The following is a 23,765-nucleotide window of genomic DNA, read 5'->3' as shown; positions in this document are numbered from 1 at the left end:
CTCCCAAACATAGTGAAGCTGGCTACATGTTAGGATCTGCAATGCTACTGAGCCTGTAAAAAACCACCATACATATCAACTGTCCAAATATTACCGTATTCTGGCCATTGTTTTATGTCCACTCTATATAACCATCTGTCCTTTGTTATAACAAGTATGTGGCGATCATGTTCGCTTTTATTGATTGTTTGGAAAGACTCGATTTCTTTTTGCAAATATTGTGTAAAAAAATTTGCGAGTACTTTTTTGTAATCCTTCCGATCTGATTCCTTCTGTAATTCGATAAGCTTTTCTATATCGAACTCCTCACCAGAATTAAAGTCATGAATTAGAGAAAATTGATCTACAAGTTTATCCCGATCAATAGCAGAACTAACCTCAATTGAATTAACTCTGTCAACGGTTTCACAACCAAGTAAAAATAGTAATACCAGACAGGAAGTTGGTAATTTCATTAGTTTCCAACACCTCCAATTATTACCTTTTATTTCTAAACATAACACAAATTGGAATTGTGAGTTTTCACCAAATTGCTATTACGGTAAAAAGCGATTCAACTAACGGGTTCGATAACGAAAAAACACACCACGACAAAGCTGCCGCGATGATGACCGGCAGCTTTGTTACGCTAACAGGCAGGATAACGCAACTTAATAACTGTTGGAAACGTATCTTTAAATAATGAAATGGTCGAGGGGGGCTGGTATTTGAAAAGATTTTTGACGATTGTGCTTTCTGTTTTCATTATAGCGGCTGGTTTTATTGTATTAAGATTTGGAAGTGCCTTGTCACAAGAGGGCAACCCTGTACCGATACTTGTTTCTATTTCGAAATTAGAATTTACAAACAGCAATTTTGAACAGTTTTTTGAATCAGATAAAAAGCTCAGATTTGTTTCGAAAAATAGCGGCGAATTTCGATATGATGTTGTCAAGGAATTTATGAAGGAAAAGGGTTGGGATTATAAGGACCAAATGGGTTCAGGGCTTATCTTTGAGAATGATAAACAGACAATAATTGTAGAAACCCGACAGTTTTCAAGACATTATTTTTTGTGGGATATTCCCAATCACGGAGTAAGCTAACGGAGATCACCAGTTCAACAATTAGTTCGAAATTACGTATTAATCCCTCCCAAACATAGTGAAGCTAATAGTAATTAGTCTTGGGAGGGGGGTTGTTTTATGAAAATGACTGATATCTGGACGTTGTACGAGGCCGATAAACGAATTCTGGGTTTTAGTCCGCACACTTTAAAAGCGTATTCCCTTCAGTTTAAGGTACTGACTCGCGAGATTGGCAACTTAAATATCAGAGAAGTGACATTGGACTTGCTGAAAGAATACTTAGCAAAGCAGTCGGAACGGTTAAGGCCAAGCAGCTTGGGACATCGTATACGGTTTATACGGTCCCTGTTTCGGTTTGCATTTGAAGAAGGACATATTATTAAAAATCCTACGGCTAAGTTAAGAGAACCAAAACTGGAAAAGAGGATCCCGAAGTTTTTAATTGAGGAAGATGTGATTAATCTTAAGATAACCTGTGATTCCCTACGTGAGCGCGCACTCTTGGAGTTTTTATATTGTACTGGTTGTCGCGTAGGTGAAATACACAGGTTAGATATCGAAGATATCAACTGGGAGAGCTGCGCCGCGATTGTGCATGGTAAGGGCTCTAAGCAACGAGAAGTGTATTTTACAACCGAATGTAAGGTCTGGTTAAAGAGATACCTCAAGAGTCGAGAGGATTCTTGCAAAGCCCTTTTTGTGACGGAGTCTTTTCCTGTGCGACGAATGGACATACCTACAATACGTTATGCTGTTAAAAAGCTTGCGGCCCGTGGAGAGGTTGCAGTAAACGTTTATCCTCATATATTTCGTCATACGTATGCTTGTCACTTACTTGATAATGGTGCCCCGTTAGATTTTATTCAGGGTATGCTGGGTCACGAGAAGGCTTCAACAACACAGATCTACGCTCAATTACGAGGGGAACGTCGACGGGAATTATATAGGCGGTACTTTTAAGGGCAGTGGCTCCCACCGAACTAAAGGGCAGTTTAGTCGATTATGACTTCCTTTAAGATTGCGTGTAAAATGAATTATATTGATCAATTTGACAGAGGGTGAGAACCCATGAATGATAAAGCGGAGAGAAGATGGAGATTAGAACAATTGCTACACAAGCAAAGGTCTAAACAAAAAAATGAATACAGTGTATTGTTCAAAGAATGTCTTGAGTCATTAGGTGAGAACACAATCATTTTATCCGAAGGGGAAAGTGCGAAAGTGTATAATGCACTCCAAAATCAATTTCCATTCTCTCCTTGGGCTAGGATCGATTGGGATCAGGTTTCCACGAAGACAACAGCAGATGATGTGGATGAAATAGTTTCTACCCTCAACAAGATGGATCAACACGTTAAAGATTCGGTATTTATACTTTGGAGTGGTAGTGGTCATCCTGTTTTGCAAGTTGAACTTCACAAAGTGATCCATTCTATTGATGATGTTTTAGCGGTTGATTTTGATACCTATATCTTTCGTCCATCCAAGTTTGTAATTGAGTTTTACCACGAGGGAGAAGTCACAATAGGGTTAGTTTAAGTAAGAATTGTCTCTTGCTTATTGAACTATCGGGTACGATAGTTCAATGAGGCAGTCTAAGACTTTATTATTCAGGTTTAGACCCATAGACTGCTTCATTCTGACGTATAGTCTAAAACTAATTTTCAAATACCTGATGATTTAGAAGACCGGGACTCCTTGTACTGAAAGGGGTTCCGGTCTAAAACTTTATTATCACTGAACATCTATGCTGAGTCTAGCGCTTTAAACGCTGAGATACCCGTTCCTCCAGCTCTGGCGAAGCGTTGTGCAGGTAGCTCAACACGATCCCCTGCAGCTCTGGGGAAATACCCGCTAGATCAGCTGCAAGATTACCTGCCAAGTGCTCTTGCTGCGTCGCATTCAAACTTCGGTAAAACTGTCCGGCCTGCGAGAAGTCATCTGGTTTGGGAGCAGCAGATCGGACAAGGTGTCCTTCCACATATTCGCCACTTCCGCTCGTTACCAGAGAAGCAGGGGTCCAGTCCTCCTGGTGATTCACTGGAATACTGCGGAAATCGGGGCCTAGCCTCCGCCTTTGGGAATCCCAGTAAATATTCGCACGTCCCTGAAGCATTTTGTCGGCGGACAGTTCCGCGCCATCTAATAGATTGGACGGAGAAAAGGCTACCTTTTCTACCTGCTCCATGTAGTTATCCGGATTTTGGTTCAACACTAGCCTTCCAACCGGCAGCAAGGGATATTGCCGCTCATCCCAGACCTTGGTATCATCCAGCGGGTCATAGGGAAGTCTCGCTTCGTCCTGGGGGTCCATCAGCTGAACATAAAGCCCGTATTCCACCGTTTTTCCTGCCGCTAGTGTCTGGAATAGATCCTGTCCCGCGTAATCGGGATTCTCTCCAGCCAGACGAGCTGCTTCCTGACGGTCGATGTACTGCTCGCCGTCAAAAGGAAGCCAGCGGTATTTCACATAGCGGCGGACACCCTGTGCATTCCGCCAGACGTACGTATTGACACTATGACCGGGGATGTGACGAAGACTTTTGACCGTACCTTGATCAGAGTACAGACGGACAAGAAAATGGGTGGCCTCAGGTGCTCTGGCTATAAAGCTCCAGAACCGCTCCGGGTCCAGCAGGTTATTTACGGGAGAAGGGGAAAAGGCTTTGATAGATTCGGGAAAGCGGATCGGATCGCGTACCAGAAACACAGGAATATGATTGCATACTAGATCAAAAACGCCTTCTTCGGTATAAAACTTGGTAGCAAAGCCTCGAACGTTGCGAGAGGTATCCGGGGTGCCTCTGTTGCTAACTGCCAGCGAAAACCTCACCATCACCGGGACCTCTTGACCAGGGGTTTGCAAAAAGCTCAGCTTGGTGTAGGCAGACATAGAGCGTACAGTTTGAAAGTAGCCGAATGCCCCGTAGCCTTTCACGTGGACTGGCCGCTCTGGAATTTTGTTATGGATAAAGGTCTCGAGGGTTTCGTGTAAAATATTATCCTGCTCCAAAATCGGACCCCTTGCACCTACTGTTTGCGAATGGAAAGTCACAGGGGCATCCTCAGCCCATTGCGCAGGGTCATCTGGATGCTGCGATCGCTTGTTTTCCTTCACTGTCCCACCTCCTATACCCACCGTTCCATTTCACCCGCTCCAAATACAATACTGTTTATGCGAAGAAGCAGTGTGAATATGACTAAATCGCTATATTCATGAGAGGGTCGCGGCCCAAAAGAGCCCCCCGTGTTTCACGATTGAAACATTCCAGCTTCACATCAAAAACGTAGAAATCAAAAACGATGCATTTTCTTGAGCATAAGTGGTTGGCATGAATGTTGCGAAAGATCTTTCGCATGCTAGAAAGCCGTCTGCCATGAAAAACGTGTAAAAGGAGAGGAAAAGGACTGCCCTCATAGGGAGGGATATATACCGAAGTAAGCTGATTGAAAATTCCTTCTCTAAAGCGTGACAGCAGGTAGGCTCTATTGGTAAACTAAATTTGCAAACAATGTGATCTTTTAGACTTGGGGATGTAAAAATACCTCGGTATGTTTTAGTATAAGCGAAAGTGAGTGATTTTTTATTGGATACAGTAGGTCGTCAAGAACGAAAGCGGATGGCAACCAAGCAAAAAATATTTGAAACAGGGATACGCCTGTTCCGAGAAAAAGGCTATGAGGCAACAACCGTGGAGGAGATCGCAGCGGCTGCTGACGTAGCAAAGGCGACTTTTTTCAAGCATTTTCCGCGAAAGTACGAGCTGATCCTCGAAGTGTTGATGCAGCGAAGGGAGAAAATTAACCTCGCAGTAACCGATGAGCAAGTGTCCAGACTTTCCACGAAAATGCAGGTCGTACACCTGATGAACATCCTTTGTAATACGATTGAAAGTGATCGCACGATGGCGGTCATTTCCTTGAATGAGTACATCTGTTCAGGAGATTTGCTCAGAGAAGAAGCTCCTACCATCGAGATCTTTTATCAGACAATCGAGAGAGGGAGACAAAAAGGCGAGATCAGAGCCGATATACAGAGTCGTGTCGTCGCGCGAATGCTTTGGGCTTATTACCTCGAATCTTATATTGCCTGGTCGCGCAATGAGCAGGAGAGGTCGCTAGGAGCCATACTTCTTGAGGGTGTGGAAGTGATGTTTCGTGGCATTGAAGCAGGAAAAGAATAGCGAAACAGAATGAACGTAGCAATACCGCAGAAATCGGTATTGCTTTTTTTGTTGAAAAATGAATTTTCGGAATAATGTTGACATTTTCTTTGGCTTGTTGATAGAATGATTTTGAAAAAGCATACCAAGGTATACTTTTGATCCTAAGTATGCAAAAAGGAGGGGGAGCATGAGGCATGCAAAGGAAGATTATCTAGGGCTTACTCTCGGTAAACTCCTGACAGCACGAGCTACAGAGAGTCCAAATCATGTCTACATACGGTTTGGAGATCAGGAAATCACGTACAGCGAGTTCGATCGGATGGTAAATCGCGTAGCCCACAAATTGCTCGCGAGCGGCATTCAAAAGGGAGACATGATCGGGCTGTTCCTCGACAATTCTGTAGAGTTCATCACATTGTTTTGGGGAATCGCAAGGGCTGGGGCCGTCATGGTACCGATGAATACCGGATATCCAGCAGACGAGCTACAGTACGCCGTTACCCATTCAAAGCAAAAAATCTTGTTTGCCCACGACCATTTGCGGCAGGTCGTAGAAGCGAGCAGAGCCTTTTGTCCAGATTTACAGAAGGTTGTATACGTCGGTGGACCAGAGTCTAATTTGGCTAACTGGCTGGAGGGAAGCCCTGAATCATTCGTAGAGATTGATGCCATCTCCCCAAAAGATTTGGTAGGCGTACTTTATACATCAGGTACCACGGCACGACCAAAGGGTGTCATGTTGAACCATCACTCGTATATTTTGGGTGCAGATTATTGGTGCAGTGCTTTTGCGTGCGACGAGTCAGATACGCTCTACGGATTTTTTACCTTGTTTCACGCCAACAATGGTATTTATTTGTTGGTCGGGGCCGTCCTGTTTGGCTGTACATTTGCCTTTCGTCGAGGATTTAGCCTCCGTGAGCATTGGGAGCTTGTGCGAAAATATGGTGCTACCCACTTTAACACGGCAGGTAGCATTTCGCAGTTGCTCGTCTCGCAGCCTCCGGATGAGAGAGATAAGGATCATCGGTTACGTGTTGTGACCAATGGGATGAACATGGGGGATATGAAAGAAGGGTTCGAACAGCGGTTCGGGGTGATCATGCTCGATGTGTATTCCCTGACGGAATGCTTGACGGGTACGACAGAACGCCTCAGTGATCTTCGTACTCGTCACCGTGGAAGGTTGAAATCATGTGGAAGACCGTCCGACTGGGTGGAAATGAAAATCTGTGACGATGAAGGTGCCACTCTACCTAATGGGGAGACCGGCGAAATTTGCTTCAAAGGTCCGGCTGTTACGATGGGATACCTGCATGATGCACAAGCCACGGCCAAAGCCATCCAGGACGGCTGGCTTCATACAGGAGATATTGGCTATGTGGATGAAGATGGTTTTCTCTATTTCAGTGATCGCAAAAAGGATTTGATCAAGCGCAAAGGAGAGAATATCGCGAGTGCGGAAGTGGAGCGAGCTCTTCTCGCCCATCCGGGTGTCATGGAAGCTGCTGTGATTGGAGTGCCTGATCTTTACGCGGATGAAGAAGTGAAAGCTTATGTGATCGCAAAGCCTGACCATATCCTTGATCCTTGGGAGCTGATTGATCACTGCCGTACCTATTTAGAAGATTTTAAAGTACCTCGTTTTATCGAATTTCGTGAAAGTTTTCCACGACCTACTGCCGTGCCTAAGATTTTGAAAACCGCCTTGCGTGCGGAAAAGCAGGATTTGCGAGAAGGATGTTTTGACCGAGGACCAAAGCTTCCTGCCAGGTAAGAGAAAAAAGGCAGGTTGTCCTCTGCATCACAAACGAGAGGTGAAACGATGCGAAAAGTAGCGATTATCGGCGCAGCACAAAGCAAGTGGGGAGTGCTTACAGAACGAACGCTTCATGATTTGATCGCAGAGGTGGGGAACGGGGCAATCCGTAACGCAGGCATATCACGAGGCGCGATCCAAGCCATCTATTTAGGCAATGTAGCAGGAGGAGAGCTAAGCCAACAGTTTACGCTTGGTTCCGTAGCGGCACATACGTTGGGGATTCCCAATATTCCTGCCCAGCGTTATGAAGCTGCGTGCTCGACTGGGGCGGTCAGCTTTCGAGAGGCGTACCTCGCTGTGGCCAATAGTGTGTATGATTTTGCTCTGGCCATTGGTGTGGAGAAATTAAATGTAAACGATATGGATCGTACGGTTGAAGTACTGTCTCGTGGCTTTGATAGCGGAGAGGGTCGAGTAGGACTGCTGGCCCCGTCCCAATACGCCCTGTATGCCACTGCTCATATGCACAAATACGGAACGACCCGGGAGCAGCTGGCGATGGTCGCAGAAAAAAATTACTACCACGGCTCGCTAAACCCTGACGCTCACATACGAAAGCGGTACTCAGTCGAGGACGTGCTCCATGCCCCCATGATTTCTGATCCACTGGGACGTCATGATTGCTCGCTGGTCACGGATGGGGCAGCAGCTGTCATCCTCTGCCCGTTGGAAATGGCACAAGCATACCATGCGCGTCCGATCGAGGTGCTGGCATCTGCGGTGGCGGGTGAAACCTCTACCAGCGCTTCGAGAGAATCGTATGTGTCGTTTGGTTGTACACGTAGAGCAGTCGAAGCGGCTTATCAACAGGCGAAGCTTGGACCAGGCGACATCTCTTTTGCAGAGACGCACGATTGCTTTACCATCACGGAAATTATCAATATCGAGGACCTCGGCTTTGTTCCAAAAGGGGAAGGCGGGCCGGCTGTTCAGGATGGACTTACCCGATTGGGTGGTAGGCTCCCTGTGAATGTGAGCGGAGGACTAAAAGCCAAAGGGCATGCAGTCGGAGCAACGGGAATCGGCCAGATTTATGAAGCGGTCATACAGCTGCGCCACGAAGCCGGGGAGAGGCAGGTGAGCAATGCAGAGGTGGCTTTGACCCATATGTTAGGCGGTTCTCCCGCGATCAGCACCGTTCACATTTTTCAAAGGGGGTATTAATCATGGGCAAATCGCATCCATCCCTGCAAGGAATCAGTTGTGAAAGCTGTGGAGCTGTGCATGTATCTCCTGCTTGGGCGTGCAGTGCTTGCGGCAGCGACCGTTTTGAAGAGCCAATCTCACTGAGTGGGAAGGCATCGATTGTGAGCCACACGGTCGTTCGTCGTCCGAGTCCAGGCTTTCCCGACGCCCCGTACATGATTGTTGTTGCGAAGCTAGTGGAGGGACCCGAGCTATTAGGCTGGTTGCAAAATTTTGAAATCGCTTCCACAACGATTGGAGACCAGATTCGGTTCGATCATTTTGACCATCGCGGCATCCCACAGTTTTGTAGAGCCTAGGAAAGCAAACAAGGAGGAATTCAAAATGACAGGAATGAGAAAAAAACAGAGGTTCATTGACCTTTCCGTAGCCATTCGCCTGCCTGTAGACGGGGAATTGCGTGGTGACCTAGCTCCCGTACTCGCTGCAGATATTCAGTACATTTCGCATCGCGATAATGCAGAGCTTTCTGCCCGGATGTGGGGTGCCACTTTGGCGGATCTCCCCGGCGGTCTCGGATATGCTTCGGAACAGCTAAATCTAAGCTCTCATGCAGGTACGCATTTGGATGCGCCCTACCACTACCATCCCACTTCTGAAGGTGCTCCCGCCAAAACCATTGATGAGATTCCGTTGGAAGAATTGTACGGTCACGGGGTAAGACTCGATTTGCGTCATAAAAAGCCGGGCGAGAACGTGAGTCTCCAAGATATCAAGGACGCTTTAGCTGCGATCGATTATACGATACAACCCGGCGATATCGTTTATCTTTGGTTCGACGCGGATAAGACCTTTGGAACAGCAGATTACTGGAACGAGTATCCAGGGATGGGGGCCGAGGCGACGCGCTATCTTTTGGATCAGGGCGTGAAGGTGCTTGGGACAGATGCAGTTGGCTTTGACCGCCCATTCCCATACACGGCAGCAGAGTTTCAGCGCACGGGAGATCGTGCATTGCTATGGGAAGCGCATTTTGTCGGGATTGAAAAAGAGTACTATCACGTAGAGAAGTTGGCGAATCTCGACAAGCTCCCTCCCTACGGTTTTACGACGATGGTTTTCCCGATCAAGCTGGAAAAATGCAGTGGAGCGTGGTGCCGAGCAGTAGCTATTGTTGAAGAAGAAAGTAGTTGAGTTAGGGGAGAATGCAGTGTGCTAGGGGGGAAGGGTGACATGAACGGAGCGGGAGGAATGGCTAGATGAAGGTGAATCCATTGGAGCTTTTAGCAAATTCCAGGTTGAACAAGCATCATTTTCGTATTTTGGGAACAACGATCATCAGCTTTTTGTTAGAGATGTTTGACTTTTTTATCATGGGTTTCGTACTTGCCTTTATCCTTGGTCCTTGGCAATTGAGTTACGGGGAAAGCTCTTTAATCCTTTTGTCTGCCGGTGTCGGTACCATGCTCGGTGCTTTCGCATGCGGAATTTGGGCAGATCGGTGGGGTAGACGCAAGGTCATGATCGGTTCCATTTTGATGTTCTCTATCTTTAGCGGGTTCATGTTTTTTACGCCAGAAGGAATGTGGGAATATGTCACCGTGTTTCGAACGCTAGTCGGATTCGGAGTAGGGGGATTAACCGCCGTTCTCATCCCTTATGTTACAGAGATTTTTCCATCCCGCCATCGTGGGACTCTGACTGGTTTGCTGCAATCCTTTACCCCTATGGGAATCCTGCTAGGAAGTATGTCAGCTAGCTATCTGGCCCCTATTATTGGCTGGAGAGGACTATTTCTAATCTGCGTGATCCCCGTGCTGCTCATTATCCCCGTTATGAGATGGTTGCCTGAATCCCCCAGATGGCTGTTCATGAAAGGGAGAAGCGAAGAAGCGATTCTAGTAATTAATAGGCTTGCCAATGAAAAGGTAGATAACAGTCAAATCGATCATTCTGCTATGAAGATCAGCTCGAGTGGCAGCAAGGCATCTTTGCGAGATTTGCTCAAGTATCCCAAGAGTTTCGCGATTTCCTTTGGGATTAATCTAGGGACACAGACTGCTTTTTACGGCGTTAGTCTATGGGGACCTGCGATACTCGCGATGGTCTTACAACTAAAACCTCAAGAAGCAGCTGCCATGTACATGGTTGTTTCGCTCTCAGGATTTGTCGGCAGGCTGTTCTTCTCTTTTGCCGCTGAGCGTTGGGGAAGGAGAATATGCGGCACCATCTCCGGACTTGCAGGTGGATTGCTTATCATCCTGGTGGGGGTGTTTCACGATCGATCGATAGGCGAAATATCCGTCATGTGGCTCTTGTTGATTGCCGCCCAGTTTATGATGGATGCGGCTTTGGTTATTACGGGCCTGTATACGGCTGAAGTTTGGCCATCCAAAATCCGTGCAACAGGCTTTGGTTCTGCTTATGGCTTCGGCGGTCTAGGTAAAATCATCGGTCCAATTGGTCTGGCATTGATCGCTGGCGCGAGTAATGTCGTATCACCGAAAGCGACGATAGAAGCGGTTGTCCCCGCATTTACCTTTTTGGGCCTTTTTCTGATAATGGTAGGGATTCTCTTTGCAATCGCTTGGGAAACGAAAAATAAAAATTTGGATGAGCTGGAAAGCATGTTGAATCAAACAGAGGATCGTTTCGTTAAGAAAGCTTCAGAAGCCACTAAAGGATAAGGTATAGGGTCTAAAAAACAAGCAGCGCATGGCCACGGGTCAACTCACCTAGTGGCTTGTTTCTTTTGTGTCCGTCCTTTTGTAGGGTGTGGGCTTCATTTCCAGGGTATGAGGGGGTTTGACATTTACGGATTACGAAAGTAGTATTGTACTACGGTTGTAATCCGAGGAAAGGAGCGGAAGGCAATCTCTCCGTTAGGGGGAGTGACTAGCCGAAAGTGGCAAGGCAAGAGGTGAAAGGAAGATGAGTGAACCATCGGTACAAGGGGAACGAAAGAAGCGCATCAATCGACTGCAAATCGTGTACCTCATGGTGTTTTTGCTGTTTGCCACTATCATTCTGCGGCTGGCACAGCTACAAATTCAGCAAGGTGGCAAGTATACGAGCGAGCTCATGGCACGATCACTCAAAAAAGATGCGATTTTGGCTATGCGCGGTAACATTTACGATCGTAGCGGGCATGTCATTGCCCAGAGCCGTCCAGCCTTTCTTGCGGTTTTTCGGGAGGAGGATACGATGAGCGAGCAGGACTACATTCAACTGGTCGAAAAGCTGGAGAAAATTTTGACGAACGTAGATCGCGCGACGCTTCTGAAAAAAATGGATGTCGGTTACGCTTTTGAAAATGGCCGCTTCATGAGGACCGCGCGTCAAATGCCAAAATATATAGAAAAAGAGCTCAAAAGTGATCTCTCACAGAAAGAAATAGCAGAATTAAGCGAGCACCGCGGGGAATTGCATGGGATCGAGGTCGTAACGAAGCCGATCAGGCAATACGACCCCAGGCGAATTGCCGTTCAGGCAGTCGGGTATGTGAGGCCCTACCATGTTGCCGAAAACCTGGATATTGCTCATTATCGCAGCGAACAGGAGCAATACTTGCCTAATCAATTTGTCGGTTTGGATGGGATTGAGCTGTCGTATGAGGAGCAGCTGCGAGGAGTAAACGGCTACCGGCTGTACGAGGTGGCTGCTGATCAAACGGTCGTCAAGCAGCTCGAAAAAGTCTCGCCTGTAAGCGGAAACGATCTGACTCTCACGATTGACCAACGCGTGCAAACGGCGATACGAGATTCGATCCAGCAGTTTTTGCCAAACCTGCGCGCTACCATCCCAGAAGCTTCCTATGCCAAAGGCGCTTATGTCGTAGCGATGGAGATCCAAACCGGAAAGATCGTGGCGACGGTCAGCTACCCCGAGTACGACCCGAATGTTTGGATCGAGGGACCCGATCAGCAAATGTACGAACAGATTCAGTACGCAGTAACAAATGGGACAATCAAAGAAGCCCCGTATGATGCAAGGCCTCTGACAGGGGAAGCTGCTGCCAAAGAAAACGACAAGCACCCGCGCTCCATCGTTCCATCTGGCTCGGTCATCAAACCGATTACGATATTGCTCGGATTACAGGAAGGAATCATAGGTCCAAAGGATCAATGGACAGATCCGGGCGTTTACTTTTATGGAAGAGGAACGGATCGAATCAAGAATGATAGCGGTCATGTCTACGGAATATTGACCCCTGAGAAAGCGATTCAAAAATCCTCCAATACATACATGGCACGGATTGGCGAGGAGCTCTCTGCCAAGTTTGGGAAGAAATCGGTATCGCTTCTGCAAACCTACTATCATGCGTTTGGGCTGGGGATTCAAACAGGTGTGGATTTGCCAAATGAAAGCAAGGGAAAAGAAGACTATCTCGTGATGAATGATCATTATGGTCCGTTGGCAGCCATGGTGCAAGCGTCCTTTGGTCAGCAAATTCGAGCCACCGCCATGCAGCTGGCCCAGTATACAGCGACACTGGCAAATAAGGGCGTACGCTTACAACCCCAATTAGTTGAGAAGATCACTGGACCAGACGGCAAGCTGGTAAGAGGCTTTACCCCGCGTGTACTTAGCACGTTCCCCCATCCAGACGCCTACTGGGACATCCTCACCAGGGGAATGGTGATGGTAACACAGCCGGGTGGTACGGCAGTGAATGCCTTCCGAGGTTTACCGTATTCGGTCGCAGCCAAGACAGGAACTTCCGAACAAGACATCTATGTACCCGTCACCACGACGGATCCGAAAACGGGAGAGAAAAAGACGAACTGGAAGATGCATGCCCGCATTACAAATGGGGTGAGTATTTCCTTTGCTCCTGCAGACCGTCCCAAGCTGGCGGTTGCCGTAGTCGTTCCGGAAGGGGGATACGGTGGACGTTCCGCAGCTGTCATTACGCGCTCCGTATATGATGCCTATGACAAATACATCGGACTGCATAAGTGAGTTCTCGTTTTTGTTTCAAAAAGAGGGATAACTTCGGTCATTGGGATTACAGGTGTAATCGTACGAAAGGAAAATCGTATGTACAGGATATTCCTATTCATAGGGAAGAAATGAGGGTTTGGCTATGAAAAAGGCAAGAAAAATGTCACGTTATCTGGCAAGTGGGAAAGTCATGCTCCCATTCCTTTTGATGGCGGTTGCAGCGGTTGCAGCGTTTGCGGGATGCTCGTCGATTCAGGATGAGCAGAGGGTTACCCAAGCTAAGGAGCAAGCGAACGGACAAACAGCACTAGATCCACAGTTCGGTCAATTGGAAAAAGACTTTGGCGCGCGCCTCGGCGTTTATGCCATCGATACCGGGTCTGGAAGAGAGATCACGTATCGAGGGGAGGAACGATTCGCATTTGCCTCGACTTTCAAAGCGCTGGCAGCAGGAGCGGTTCTCAAACAAAGTACTGACGAGCAGCTCCATGTGGTAATCAATTATACAAGCGACGACCTGGTTACGTATTCGCCAGTAACAGAGAAGCACGTGCAAACAGGGATGACGCTCAGTGAGATCAGTGAAGCGGCTATCCGCTACAGTGACAATACGGCAGGGAATCTCCTGCTGAAGCAGCTGGGCGGACCGGAAGGCTTTGAAAAGATTTTGCGAGAGCTGGGCGATCAAGTAACGAGCCCTGTCCGTTATGAAACTGAGCTGAATGAAGCCATTCCTGGTGACACTCGGGACACCAGCACACCAAAAGCGCTGGCTGGCACACTCCAAAAACTGACGCTCGGCGATGTACTGCCACAGGAAAAACGATCCATGCTGATCAACTGGATGCTTGGCAACGAAACAGGTGATAAGCTGATTCGTGCTGGCGCACCAAAGGATTGGGTCGTCGCGGATAAATCAGGTGCTGGAAGCTACGGCACACGCAACGATATTGCCGTCATCTGGCCCGCAAATGGGGATCCGATCGTCATGGCCATTTTGTCCAGTACAGACAAACAGGATGCTCCGTACGACAATGCGCTTATAGAAAAAGCGGCAAAGGTCGCACTCGATGCCTTAACCTCCAAGTAGCCTGTAAGCAAAGACTCGCAAATGGCTGTCACAGCTGCTTGCGAGTCTTTTTGAACGTATAAGAATTTATAAGCGTAATGCTTATGAATTCTGGAGCGCATGGCGAGGTGCCTCAGCGTCCGCTTCTGGCATTCCTTCGGTAAAACCTTCCCTAAAACGCGGTCGCTCCTTCATGAGATGGCCTCGATAGAGGTTTTCTTAACCGTGAGACTTCTCCTTTTACGCTTGCATATTTCGTCCTACACTTGTAATATATGAGTGGTTCAGGCTCCATGAAGGAGAGGAGAAGTATGTTTTTGACCCATTTCCTGACATGTTTAATCGTGTCTTCCTTTAGCATGGCTGTTATTCTGCTGACGAAAAAGATCTTTCAACGGAATCTGTCAGCAAGATGGCATTATAATATTTGGTATTTATTGTTTGTTGCCTTGCTCATTCCCTTTATTCCCAAGCCGCTATTGTCATTGGGTAGCGCGTTTCCGCTAGATGCTTTTCACTCGGACAGCTGGCTTGGCGGCTTAGAAGCGATAGCTCAGAGTCCAGCTCAGGAAAAGGCGAACTGGTTGAACGATTTTGCCGTTTCGGTTGATCGCGCAACTCCGGCGTACCTGGATCATCTTGTGGTGATCATCTGGGTGGCAGGAATGCTGCTCTTCACGGTTCCTGCCATACACGCCGTGCTTAAAATGGAGAAAATAAAAAAGTCCACTTCCCGCATTCAAAATCCTGAGCTGCTGCGATTGCTCGAGGAGTGCAAGCAGCGTGTCCAGCTATCCGGAGAGTTGATCGTGGGGGAATCACCGCTTGTGCAATCTCCGATGATGTTTGGGCTGCGCAGGACGTACATTGTCTTTCCCCTCGGTTTTCAGGAGTGGCTGTCGCAAAACGAGATCAGGTATGTGCTTTTGCATGAGCTGAGTCACTCCAAAAATAAAGACAATCTGTCCAATTTTTTGATCGTCCTGTTTCAGCTTCTGTACTGGTTTAGTCCGCTCGTTTGGATTGCCTTTCGGGAGATGCGCGTGGACCGTGAAATTGCCTGTGATAGTGATGTTCTTCAGACGTTGGACGAACGTAGCCATGTCGAATATGGCCATACGATCATTCAATTTGTAGGCAAAGTTTCGAAGCAAAAGAGATTTGTCTTGGAAAGCGAAATGGGCAGCTCCAAGGAGCAATTAAAAAGGCGCATCCAAAAGATTGCCACTTTTCAAATGGAATCCACACAGCTGCGGACGAAAAGTATTGCTGTTTTTATCCTTGCAGGCGCGATCGTGATCAGCCAGATCCCTCTCGTTACCGCAATCGCCAACGACAACACGAGCTACCCATTTCACGGCGACAACGCAGACTACGAGGATCTCGCGTCATTTTTTGCCGGATATGATGGCAGCTTTGTCTTGTATGATCAAAAAGCTGATCGTTACAGCATTTACAATAAGCAACAGAGCGAATCACGGGTGTCGCCCGATTCGACGTACAAGATCTATAGCGCGTTGTTCGCCTTGGAATCACACGTGATTACCAATGACCATTCCACACTTGCATGGAGGGGTGTGCCATCTCCCTATGCAGAATGGAACAGAGACCAGACGTTAAACACCGCGATGAAAAGCTCCGTAAACTGGTACTTCCAGGAGCTTGATCAGGCAACGGGAATCGATCATTTGCAGGCGTACCTCTCACAGATTGGCTACGGAAATGAAAACGTGTCCGGTGGAGTAGATTCATTCTGGATGGAATCCTCCCTAAAGATTTCTCCGGTAGAGCAAGTGCTGCTCCTTCGCTCTTTTTATTTCAATCAATTTGGGTTCCAGGAGCCACACATTCAGACAGTGAAGAATGCGATTGCATTAGAAGAAAAAGACGGAGCTCTGCTATCGGGAAAAACAGGAACAGGCGCAGTCAATCACAAAGAAACAAACGGTTGGTTTATTGGTTATGTGGAGACGAAGGGAAACACGTATTTCTTTGCCACCAATATTCAGGGCAAAGAGCACAGCTCTGGAAGCAAAGCAGCCGAGATCACTCTTTCGATCTTAAAAGAAAAAGGAATCTATGAAAGCCCGCGCCGTGTTAATCGGTAGATGACGATGATCGCATCATGACAAGTGTAATCGTAAGGGGGTGGTAATGGTGGCAAAAAAAGTGCCAGGGATCACGGAAGCAGAGTGGGAGGTCATGAACGTACTCTGGGAAAAGTCTCCACAAACGGCGAACGAAGTTATACTCTCCCTGCAGGAAAAAATGGATTGGAAGCCAAAAACGATTCGTACCCTTTTGGATCGTTTGGTGAAAAAAGAAGTAGTCGGGGTCAATCAAAATCAGAAGGTGTATACGTTTTACCCCCGCTATACGCAAGCCGAGTGCCAACAAGCCGAAGCACAGTCGTTTTTGAAGCGAATTTATGGGGGAACGATGAAATCCATGCTCGTGCAGTTCATTCAGGACGATTCCTTGTCGGAAGAGGACATGAAGGAGTTGCGCTCCATCTTAGATAAAAAATCATAGCAGCTCGTAAAAGGGAAAGAGGGACTATGCAGCTCCCTCTTTTTTATGGACACAAACACATGTCCAGAGATAGGTAGTAGTAGAACGAATAATCATAAAGGGGGAATCTTTTTTGGAAGAAATCGTAAAACAGCTAACCTACATAAATAATAAATTATTCAATCCATTTCCTCAAAAGGATGTACAAAAATTACAAGAGGATTTCCACGCGGAGTTCTCGAAGTTGACACACGAAGAGAATGGTTTAAGTGGTGATTTTCATACTTTCTGAATGAATATCGCTGGAAGTATAAGTTATATTTTAGCTGGTAAAAGAATCCCTCAAAATCAGGTGGAGTTTTTACGTTTTTCTTTTTTTGATTTCTTTAATCAGTATAAGTTTCTTGAAGGCAAAATTAGTACCTATAAGGAATTTTATGAGGAATATACAAGCTTTGAAGAGGCGAGGAAATTATTGGTAGAATTATTGTCTACGTAATTATTTCTGCTAAAACCAAGTGATCAACCGGTAAAAACTGGCTGACCTCATAATACGACGAGTTCGATGAGTCAATAATATGCCGGCAACCGATCTTTATGGTCGGTTGCCGTTTTTCATTGAAGTAACGAGGCAGGATAACGGGAGTTGACATGGTAATTTTAAACAAATGCCTTTATAAGTAGTTGAATGATGACAGTAAGACTGAAACTTGGAGTTACAAACAATAAGCAAATGCAGGGGTACTTGCAGCATAAGATAAGGAAAATGGAAATCTATCACTAACGGGAATCGTTAATTCAACTCTGCTGCGATTTACGAAAAGCGACCTCCTTCTAGAGAAAAGAAAGGCTCGCTTATTATCCAACGAATTGCTTCGCGTATGTTTTCTGCGTTTTGTTGGCGGACCCCAATAGTAAAGAAATGATCTTTGAAGGTCTCAAGGAGGAATACATGAATGTTATATGTGGTCAGACATGGACAAACGGAATGAAATAGAGAAGGGAGATTACACCATGTCGGATGAGATCACAGCGTACCCCGGCGTCTGGCCACCCGCCCCGATCAAGACCGAGCGGCTCGTGCTCCGTCAGTCCGAGGCACGGGACCGTGCGGCGCTCGACCGCGTGAAGAGCTCGAGCGCGCTCTGCCCGAGGTTCCAGGACAGCGCTTCGGCTTCTTCGTGGTCGAGCTCAGCGGAACAACAATCGGTATGATCACGCTCGATCGGCGCGACCGGGAGCGTAAGGGTCACATCCGTCCAGAGGGCGGGGAGCCTGAACTCGGCTACATGTTCCTGCCGCAGGCGTGGGGACGGGGGTACGCCACCGAGGCGTGCGCAGCGGCGCTCGACTGGTTCGCCGACACGCATCCCGGCGAGCCGGTGGTGCTTTCTACCCAGACTGCCAACGAGGCGTCGATGCGCGTCGCGGCGAAGCTAGGGTTCACCGAGGTGGAGCGGTTCGAGGACTACGGTGCCGAGCAGTGGCTCGGCGTGTGGTACCCGCGTACACCGTCTGATTGAGCTTGGGCACGAAAGCCACGGATCTACGATTCCGCTAATCGGTCGTCGGCCTCGGCGAGCCGCTCGTGCCAATGCTTCCCAACTTCGGTGAAAACCGTCCCGACATCGCTGTCACTGGCTCCAATCTACTTTACTTTTTTTCCATCGTAATACTAGAATCGGATTGAAAGGTTATAGAGGAATCCATTTGAGAAACCAACGTGAAGATATAAAGTTCTAAAAGAGTTACGTACAGGATAACATCCCAAGCAACCATAAATAGATCATAAAGCTAACGAGAACGATAGCTTAGCAAAAACACTAGAGGCTGTTGGAGATTTATCCGGCAGCCCGGTTGCTGGTTCGTTGAGCTAAATGGTGGGCTTCCGGAATCATCGGAACCTGTTCTGCTTGGCGGATTAATCACAGATGAAGAGCATACACCAATTGAAAAGAGGAAAAACAATGAGCGGGTATCCCCCTGAAATAGAACAGTTTCACCAAACCTTGTGCAGCATAGCCGGTGTCGATTCTGCCATGAGCGGTGTGGATGATTTGTCATCTGTAGATGCAGAGCTGCTTTCCGTAACGGAGTATGCCCATCTGCCACATGCCGCTTTGTTGCGTACCGGGGGAGGGCTGGACAATGAAGTTCTAATTCAATTTGAGCTTGTGCTGCAATCGTCACAGGAAGGTTGGCAAGCACTTGAGTTTCTCGGCTGGTTCGTTCGGGATTGTGCAAGAGGCGGCTACAAGATGCAGCTGCGGCCGTTTGCGCTGCCACCTGTGACGCCGCATGGCAGACAGCTGGGTCAAACGTTGAAGTTCCACCTTGATCTCTTCGTGGATGGCATCGAAGACTCACTGGCTCCTGCCCTGCAGGTGGTATCTGAGATCAACCGGTCTTTAGAACTTGCCATCCGCTTGTATCAGATTAATCAAGCTTAAGTATAAGATCGCACCTTAATTTATTTGTTTTGGGCAGGTCAGAATATATGTTGGGGAGCGTTGCAAGCGCTTGAGTGGTGAACGTAGGATTAGGCCGCCGGACTTGATAGCTTCGCAGTTCGTACCCACAACAAATCCCATGCAGGGCGCACCCCAGGTGAAACAAGAAGCAGGCCGACAAGTTCGAACTGATAATTTGCTCAGATCCGGCAAACTTCAAGGCCTCGCATGCGTTTAGGGCGAGCTGAGCGCGACTTTTCAGCCGTGTGGTGCGTCGTCATCATTACGCTAACAGGATTGATAGTTTCGCAAAACATCAGAGGCTGCTGGATAAGATCTGGCAGCCTCGTTAACTTTTTGGCAGGATAGTTGCGAAAATTCGATTTAACACAAGCTCAATTATGTTAAATAACTGCAGCAATAAGTTTTTCTCTGAGCTTACGAACACCTTTTACAAGTTGTTCTCGATTCTTTGATGATTTTATCCAGGAGGGTAAACGGCTTGCTAAGCTTTGATTAATATTGGGTGTCCGTTCACGTAAGGATGAGGAAATATAACCCTCCAGAAAATCAAGATGCTGCTTGTTGTAAGCCCAAAGTAAATGGCCACAGCAATTGACTCTTAACCATAGTTGGTAATCATAAAAATAACCTGCGCCCCAGGATAGATTATCTGAACAAGGTAAGAGCCCACATTGCATACAGATCACACGGAAATATGGGTACTCTTCTCTAGATTTTGTAGCGATGGCACTGCCTGAGCATTTTGGACATTCAACGAGTACATCGTTACTGAAAATTATATCGTGAGTGGTATCCCAAGAGTCTCTAAATCTTGAATCTGACAACAGAATCACTCCAAATGAAAGGCATTACAACAGTATTCAATGAGATTAGGATAAGATCTGCACAGTAGATAGTTTTTACAAAATGATCAGTAAGTAAAAATACTAGCTAGACATGGAGAGGTTCGTAAAAGAAAAAACTAGCCACGCAAGCAAGAGAGATCCAATCCATAAGTTTGAATCATAATCTTCACTATTGACAATCTTTCTGATGATCGTTGTAAAGTTCACAAAAAACCAAATCGCTATAAAAGGATTAAGGTAAAAAGCAATACCAATAATAATTCTATCCACACGAATCACCTCATCCAAATAATACCATAAACGATGTGTGGGCAATTTAACAAAGTGTGTAGGGAGGCGTGGTATGCAGGGCATTCACGGGATCAACATCCTTCAGAAATTGAATAAAGCATCTGCGAAGAACATGGATGCTTTCGTCAATACTGCGCAAGCAATTCCTGATAAGGATTACGAACACTTGCTGCAATATCTGGCGAACATGACTACGTTCGCGATGAGTGAGTTGGAAATGCGGAAAAGGAAAAAGCCGGGTAACTTATCACACTAGTTAGTATGGTAAACGGTTAGAAAATGCTCTTAACAGTTACAAGTGACCAAATCTCGTGAAGAGTCCTTCCATCGATTTTTCCATACTGCAGTAAATCTTGGTGAGAAGAAAAAAGTTCAATTTCATTCTTATAATATTCAGCCAAGGACCATCCTGCCGGGGTATTGGTAATAGAAAACCTTCTATCTGAGTATATAAATTCAATTTCATGTCCAATGGATAAATCCCGTGTAAGGTTCTCGAAAGTATAGTCCATACTTGGCACCTCATTGTTAGTTTCTTACAGTTTATCAACGTAGCAGGGTGGTCACAAGGTGCTTAACAAATCGGTAATTTTGAAAAAAAGCCCTTTGGTTTCCCCAAGGGCATGTTGATGGAGATTGAACTGGTTCAATTATCCTGACAATCCATTTCGTTGACACTGTACCACCTTTTAGATCGTTAGCTGTAATCGTAACTGTAAAAATATCTCCTGCTCTACTATCAGACGGTACAGTCAAAGTAACGGTAGTACCAACTAGGCTAACAGTACTTCTTACATCATCGGTCACAACCGTGTATGACAGTGTGTCACCGTCTGGATCAGTGAAGTCCTGAAAAATAGGCAATTCAAATGGATTCTGAGCTATTAGCAAGTTTGTATAAGCAAAAACCCCATCCATGTCACTCACTACAGGAGATCGATTTACACTATTCTCGACTTATTCCCTTCTCTTTTTGAGGGTTTCGTTCGAGCCTACACCGTGCGGGCGACTTTCATCGCACACGGCGTTCCATCAACGGATAAGAAAGTTTTTATAACGGGTAACTTTAACATACGTCGCGTAATCAAATTTGTCTGCCAGCGAAAGTTAACCATTTTAGTGGCAGCATTCGAAATGAACCTAGTTCAACAAAACATTCGATTTGATAAATGGAGGAAGTTACATGACGAAGATCAAGAGTTTAATAGTTCCTGGCACACAAGTATTGCACACCACTATTATAGACGAACTCTTAAACTCAATACCTGAATGAAAGCCGCTCTTCGCTGCGAATACGGTTAAGTGCCTCGATGACTATCCCATATGTCAATGATCCAGAGGCAGTCTAGGACTCTTGATGATCGTCCCCTTGATGTCACTGACTTTTTAACAAAGTTAGTCTCATACAATTTTAGAAAGCGTTTAAGCATTGCAAAAAAGCTGATTAGATTTGTACGAAACTTCTGGCAATCGTGAACTTTATAAAGGAAAAAAGGCTGCTTCTGCGGAAATGAAACAGGTAAGGAAGTGAATAAAGCGATTCCGAATCTAGGGAAAAGATGCTGAAGGGGAGTTTTACGAGATGAGTCTGTGGAAGCAACCGCCTGCAAAAGAACTGACTGCAGAAGTGGACAAGAAAATAGTCGCATTGATGGAGACGTATCAGATCGTCGGAGTCTCGGCTGCTGTCGTGAAAGAAAACCAGGTCGTTTGGGCCAATGAATACGGCTGGTCCGATCTGGATAGGGAGATTGCTGTAACGGAGGACACTGTTTTCCGGATTGCATCGATATCCAAGCTGTTTGTCGCCACTTCCTTGATGCAGCAGTATGAAAAGGGGAAGTTTCAACTGGATGACGATATCAGTGATTGTTTGGGATTTTCGTTCCGCAATCCACACCATCCGGATGTTCCTATAACGTTTCGCCAGCTGTTGACGCATACAACGAGCTTACATGAGGATGAGACAGGGGGCGAGCTCTATGTGGTGTTCTCGAAAGCCTCTCGCCAAGCAAACCCACCGACCATGGAAGATCTGCTCGTTCCAGGCGGCTCCTTGTATGTAGACAGCTTGTGGAGCTCGTTCAAGCCTGGTGATCCACAATGCTTCGCCTATTCCAACCTCGCTTCGATGATCGTCGCGGCCTTGGTGGAGAGAATGTCTGGGGAGCGTTTCGATCAGTACTGCCGGGATCATATTCTGCGGCCACTTGGGATGACTGCCTCTGACTTTCATGTGCAGGCTTTAGCCGATATCAATAAGCTCGGTGTCATCTACAGCTTGGAAGAGGAACAGTTTATCGCAGGCGTCGATGATTGCAAAGGGGTGAAGCCGGAGTCGATTGACTGGTCCAATGTTGCACCAGGAACGAACGGCTCTCTCTTTGGACCTCAAGGGGGTCTTCGCACGAATGCGCGAGAGCTGAGCAAATTTATGATGGCTATTATGCGAGGGGGCAGCTTCAACGGCGCGCGCATCCTGCAGCCAGAAACGGTGGAGCTGATGCTCTCCACACAATGGGCGCAAGAGGGGGTGGATCAGGGCTTCCAAGCCATCGGATTGCAATTCCATATTACGGATGAATGTATTCCGGCGAAACGGATGTTTGGTCACGGTGGCAGTGCATACGGGCTTTACTCAGGCCTGTACTTTAGCCGCGAGGAAGACTTTGGCATTATTTTCGTGACAAATGGCTCCCATGCATCGGCTGGCACACGCGGTTCTTTCAACAACGTGGAGGAAGCACTGATTGATACTCTGTACGAAGAGATCGTGAAAGAGTAGTTTTTGAGAATCGCCCCGGAAAGCTGGCAGCGGATTTCCCGTTGTGCTTTCCGGGGTGTTTTTGTGGTCAATCTATCTGTTTACTCATGCACAAGTGCTGCGCGCAATGTCGTAATACCGTGCTCCAAATAACCCTTTAGACAAGTCAGCATGTACACCCAGCCTTCTTTGTTTCCTACGATCAGGGGGATCGCATCGGCGCTCTCCGGAAACTCTTCCTCGCATACTTCCACAACAGTCGTGGTATCGTCAATCGCTGTCAGCGTGATTGTGACCAGGTGCATCGTGCCATAATCCCATTCAAAAGAGATTTTTTTGTCCGTTACGATTTCTTTTATGGTGATTTCGCCTTCCGCCTGGTACTCCTCGTAGCGCAGTGTGATGGTTTGGCCTGACTCCCATCGCTTTGAACTGGAAGAAAACCAGAAATTCCCGATTTTTGAAGGGTCGACAAATGCTTCAAACACGTCGTGGGCCGACCGCGCTATTTTGATTTTCGTCTGGTTCTTCATCCGCATTCACCTCTGTCAAAGAATACCATTAAGTATATAGGAGAATAGTAGGAATTGCGAATAGAAGCCGGATGAAGAGTATGTTCACACACCAATTGAAACATAATGAGTAGGAACAAATTTCCACGGGCTG

22 protein-coding genes and 1 pseudogene are annotated in these 23,765 nt (G+C 46.9%); 18 read left to right on the top strand and 5 right to left on the bottom strand.

Translation table 11 applies throughout. The features are described 5' to 3' along the window. Positions 1-44: 44 nt before the first annotated feature. Positions 45-455: a hypothetical protein gene (locus EDM59_RS05760; RefSeq protein WP_122922721.1), complete on the bottom strand. Its 411-nt coding sequence runs from the start codon at positions 453-455 to the stop codon at positions 45-47. 252 nt (positions 456-707) lie between these two features. Between EDM59_RS05760 and EDM59_RS05755 the strand changes: the two genes are divergently transcribed. The 3 genes from EDM59_RS05755 to EDM59_RS05745 all read left to right on the top strand — a co-directional run bounded on the left by EDM59_RS05755 (position 708) and on the right by EDM59_RS05745 (position 2,606). After that, positions 708-1,085, top strand: a complete 378-nt coding sequence (locus tag EDM59_RS05755; RefSeq protein WP_246010912.1) for a hypothetical protein — start codon at positions 708-710, stop codon at positions 1,083-1,085. A 99-nt stretch (positions 1,086-1,184) separates the two neighbouring features. Further along, the gene (locus EDM59_RS05750; protein WP_122922719.1) at positions 1,185-2,027 is read left to right on the top strand and encodes a tyrosine-type recombinase/integrase; all 843 of its coding nucleotides are present in this window, start codon (positions 1,185-1,187) and stop codon (positions 2,025-2,027) included. A 108-nt stretch (positions 2,028-2,135) separates the two neighbouring features. Then, positions 2,136-2,606: a CDI toxin immunity protein gene (locus EDM59_RS05745; protein ID WP_122922718.1), complete on the top strand. Its 471-nt coding sequence runs from the start codon at positions 2,136-2,138 to the stop codon at positions 2,604-2,606. A gap of 217 nt (positions 2,607-2,823) precedes the next feature. Here the strand turns inward: EDM59_RS05745 and EDM59_RS05740 are convergent, their stop codons facing one another. Beyond that, complete coding sequence (locus EDM59_RS05740; protein ID WP_425455926.1) at positions 2,824-4,185, bottom strand: catalase; 1,362 nt, start codon at positions 4,183-4,185, stop codon at positions 2,824-2,826. Positions 4,186-4,687: 502 nt separating this feature from the next. On the opposite strand from EDM59_RS05740, the gene EDM59_RS05735 reads away from it, so the two are divergent. The 13 genes from EDM59_RS05735 to EDM59_RS05675 all read left to right on the top strand — a co-directional run bounded on the left by EDM59_RS05735 (position 4,688) and on the right by EDM59_RS05675 (position 19,175). Beyond that, entirely contained in the window at positions 4,688-5,251 is a 564-nt protein-coding gene (locus tag EDM59_RS05735; protein WP_148040822.1) for a TetR/AcrR family transcriptional regulator, read from the top strand. A gap of 169 nt (positions 5,252-5,420) precedes the next feature. Then, positions 5,421-7,010: a class I adenylate-forming enzyme family protein gene (locus EDM59_RS05730; RefSeq protein ID WP_122922715.1), complete on the top strand. Its 1,590-nt coding sequence runs from the start codon at positions 5,421-5,423 to the stop codon at positions 7,008-7,010. A gap of 48 nt (positions 7,011-7,058) precedes the next feature. Beyond that, a complete protein-coding gene (locus EDM59_RS05725; protein WP_122922714.1) occupies positions 7,059-8,219 on the top strand; it encodes a thiolase C-terminal domain-containing protein in 1,161 nt (386 codons plus the stop codon). A gap of 2 nt (positions 8,220-8,221) precedes the next feature. Then, positions 8,222-8,560, top strand: coding sequence for a Zn-ribbon domain-containing OB-fold protein (locus EDM59_RS05720; RefSeq protein WP_122922713.1), 339 nt, complete (start codon positions 8,222-8,224; stop codon positions 8,558-8,560). Positions 8,561-8,585: 25 nt separating this feature from the next. Further along, on the top strand, positions 8,586-9,395 hold the full coding sequence (locus tag EDM59_RS05715; protein ID WP_122922712.1) for a cyclase family protein: 810 nt from the start codon (positions 8,586-8,588) through the stop codon (positions 9,393-9,395). Between the two features lie 65 nt (positions 9,396-9,460). Beyond that, positions 9,461-10,888 (top strand): MFS transporter, encoded by a 1,428-nt coding sequence (locus tag EDM59_RS05710; RefSeq protein ID WP_122922711.1) that lies wholly within the window; start codon positions 9,461-9,463, stop codon positions 10,886-10,888. A 244-nt stretch (positions 10,889-11,132) separates the two neighbouring features. Continuing rightward, positions 11,133-13,163, top strand: coding sequence for a peptidoglycan D,D-transpeptidase FtsI family protein (locus tag EDM59_RS05705; RefSeq protein WP_122922710.1), 2,031 nt, complete (start codon positions 11,133-11,135; stop codon positions 13,161-13,163). A 172-nt stretch (positions 13,164-13,335) separates the two neighbouring features. Beyond that, positions 13,336-14,235, top strand: coding sequence for a class A beta-lactamase (gene bla / locus EDM59_RS05700; protein ID WP_425455944.1), 900 nt, complete (start codon positions 13,336-13,338; stop codon positions 14,233-14,235). 290 nt (positions 14,236-14,525) lie between these two features. Then, the gene (locus EDM59_RS05695) at positions 14,526-16,322 is read left to right on the top strand and encodes a BlaR1 family beta-lactam sensor/signal transducer (protein ID WP_122922708.1); all 1,797 of its coding nucleotides are present in this window, start codon (positions 14,526-14,528) and stop codon (positions 16,320-16,322) included. A 49-nt stretch (positions 16,323-16,371) separates the two neighbouring features. Next, positions 16,372-16,746, top strand: a complete 375-nt coding sequence (blaI, locus tag EDM59_RS05690; RefSeq protein ID WP_122923390.1) for a penicillinase repressor BlaI — start codon at positions 16,372-16,374, stop codon at positions 16,744-16,746. A gap of 271 nt (positions 16,747-17,017) precedes the next feature. Next, positions 17,018-17,224: a YxiJ family protein gene (locus EDM59_RS31725; protein WP_122922707.1), complete on the top strand. Its 207-nt coding sequence runs from the start codon at positions 17,018-17,020 to the stop codon at positions 17,222-17,224. 712 nt (positions 17,225-17,936) lie between these two features. Further along, positions 17,937-18,248, top strand: coding sequence for a GNAT family N-acetyltransferase (locus tag EDM59_RS05680; protein WP_342769188.1), 312 nt, complete (start codon positions 17,937-17,939; stop codon positions 18,246-18,248). Between the two features lie 444 nt (positions 18,249-18,692). Then, complete coding sequence (locus EDM59_RS05675) at positions 18,693-19,175, top strand: hypothetical protein (RefSeq protein ID WP_122922706.1); 483 nt, start codon at positions 18,693-18,695, stop codon at positions 19,173-19,175. A 404-nt stretch (positions 19,176-19,579) separates the two neighbouring features. Here EDM59_RS05675 and EDM59_RS05670 read toward each other — a convergent pair whose 3' ends face one another. Next, positions 19,580-20,023, bottom strand: a complete 444-nt coding sequence (locus EDM59_RS05670; protein ID WP_122922705.1) for a hypothetical protein — start codon at positions 20,021-20,023, stop codon at positions 19,580-19,582. Between the two features lie 364 nt (positions 20,024-20,387). Here EDM59_RS05670 and EDM59_RS05660 point away from each other — a divergent pair, with 364 nt between their 5' ends. Beyond that, on the top strand, positions 20,388-20,591 hold the full coding sequence (locus EDM59_RS05660; RefSeq protein ID WP_122922703.1) for a hypothetical protein: 204 nt from the start codon (positions 20,388-20,390) through the stop codon (positions 20,589-20,591). A gap of 290 nt (positions 20,592-20,881) precedes the next feature. Here EDM59_RS05660 and EDM59_RS31720 read toward each other — a convergent pair. Beyond that, positions 20,882-21,265 (bottom strand): annotated as a pseudogene (locus EDM59_RS31720) (Ig-like domain-containing protein); the annotation flags it as partial. A 652-nt stretch (positions 21,266-21,917) separates the two neighbouring features. Here EDM59_RS31720 and EDM59_RS05650 point away from each other — a divergent pair. Beyond that, the gene (locus tag EDM59_RS05650) at positions 21,918-23,120 is read left to right on the top strand and encodes a serine hydrolase domain-containing protein (protein ID WP_122922701.1); all 1,203 of its coding nucleotides are present in this window, start codon (positions 21,918-21,920) and stop codon (positions 23,118-23,120) included. Positions 23,121-23,200: 80 nt separating this feature from the next. On the opposite strand, the gene EDM59_RS05645 is transcribed toward EDM59_RS05650, so the two are convergent. Then, positions 23,201-23,632, bottom strand: coding sequence for an SRPBCC family protein (locus EDM59_RS05645; RefSeq protein ID WP_122922700.1), 432 nt, complete (start codon positions 23,630-23,632; stop codon positions 23,201-23,203). Between the last annotated feature and the right edge of the window lie 133 nt (positions 23,633-23,765).

This window comes from Brevibacillus nitrificans, assembly GCF_003710965.1.
GTDB classification, from domain to species: Bacteria; Bacillota; Bacilli; order Brevibacillales; family Brevibacillaceae; genus Brevibacillus; species Brevibacillus centrosporus.
The sequence above is the reverse complement of the archived record's forward strand: the minus strand, read 5'-3'. Positions and strand labels throughout refer to the sequence as shown.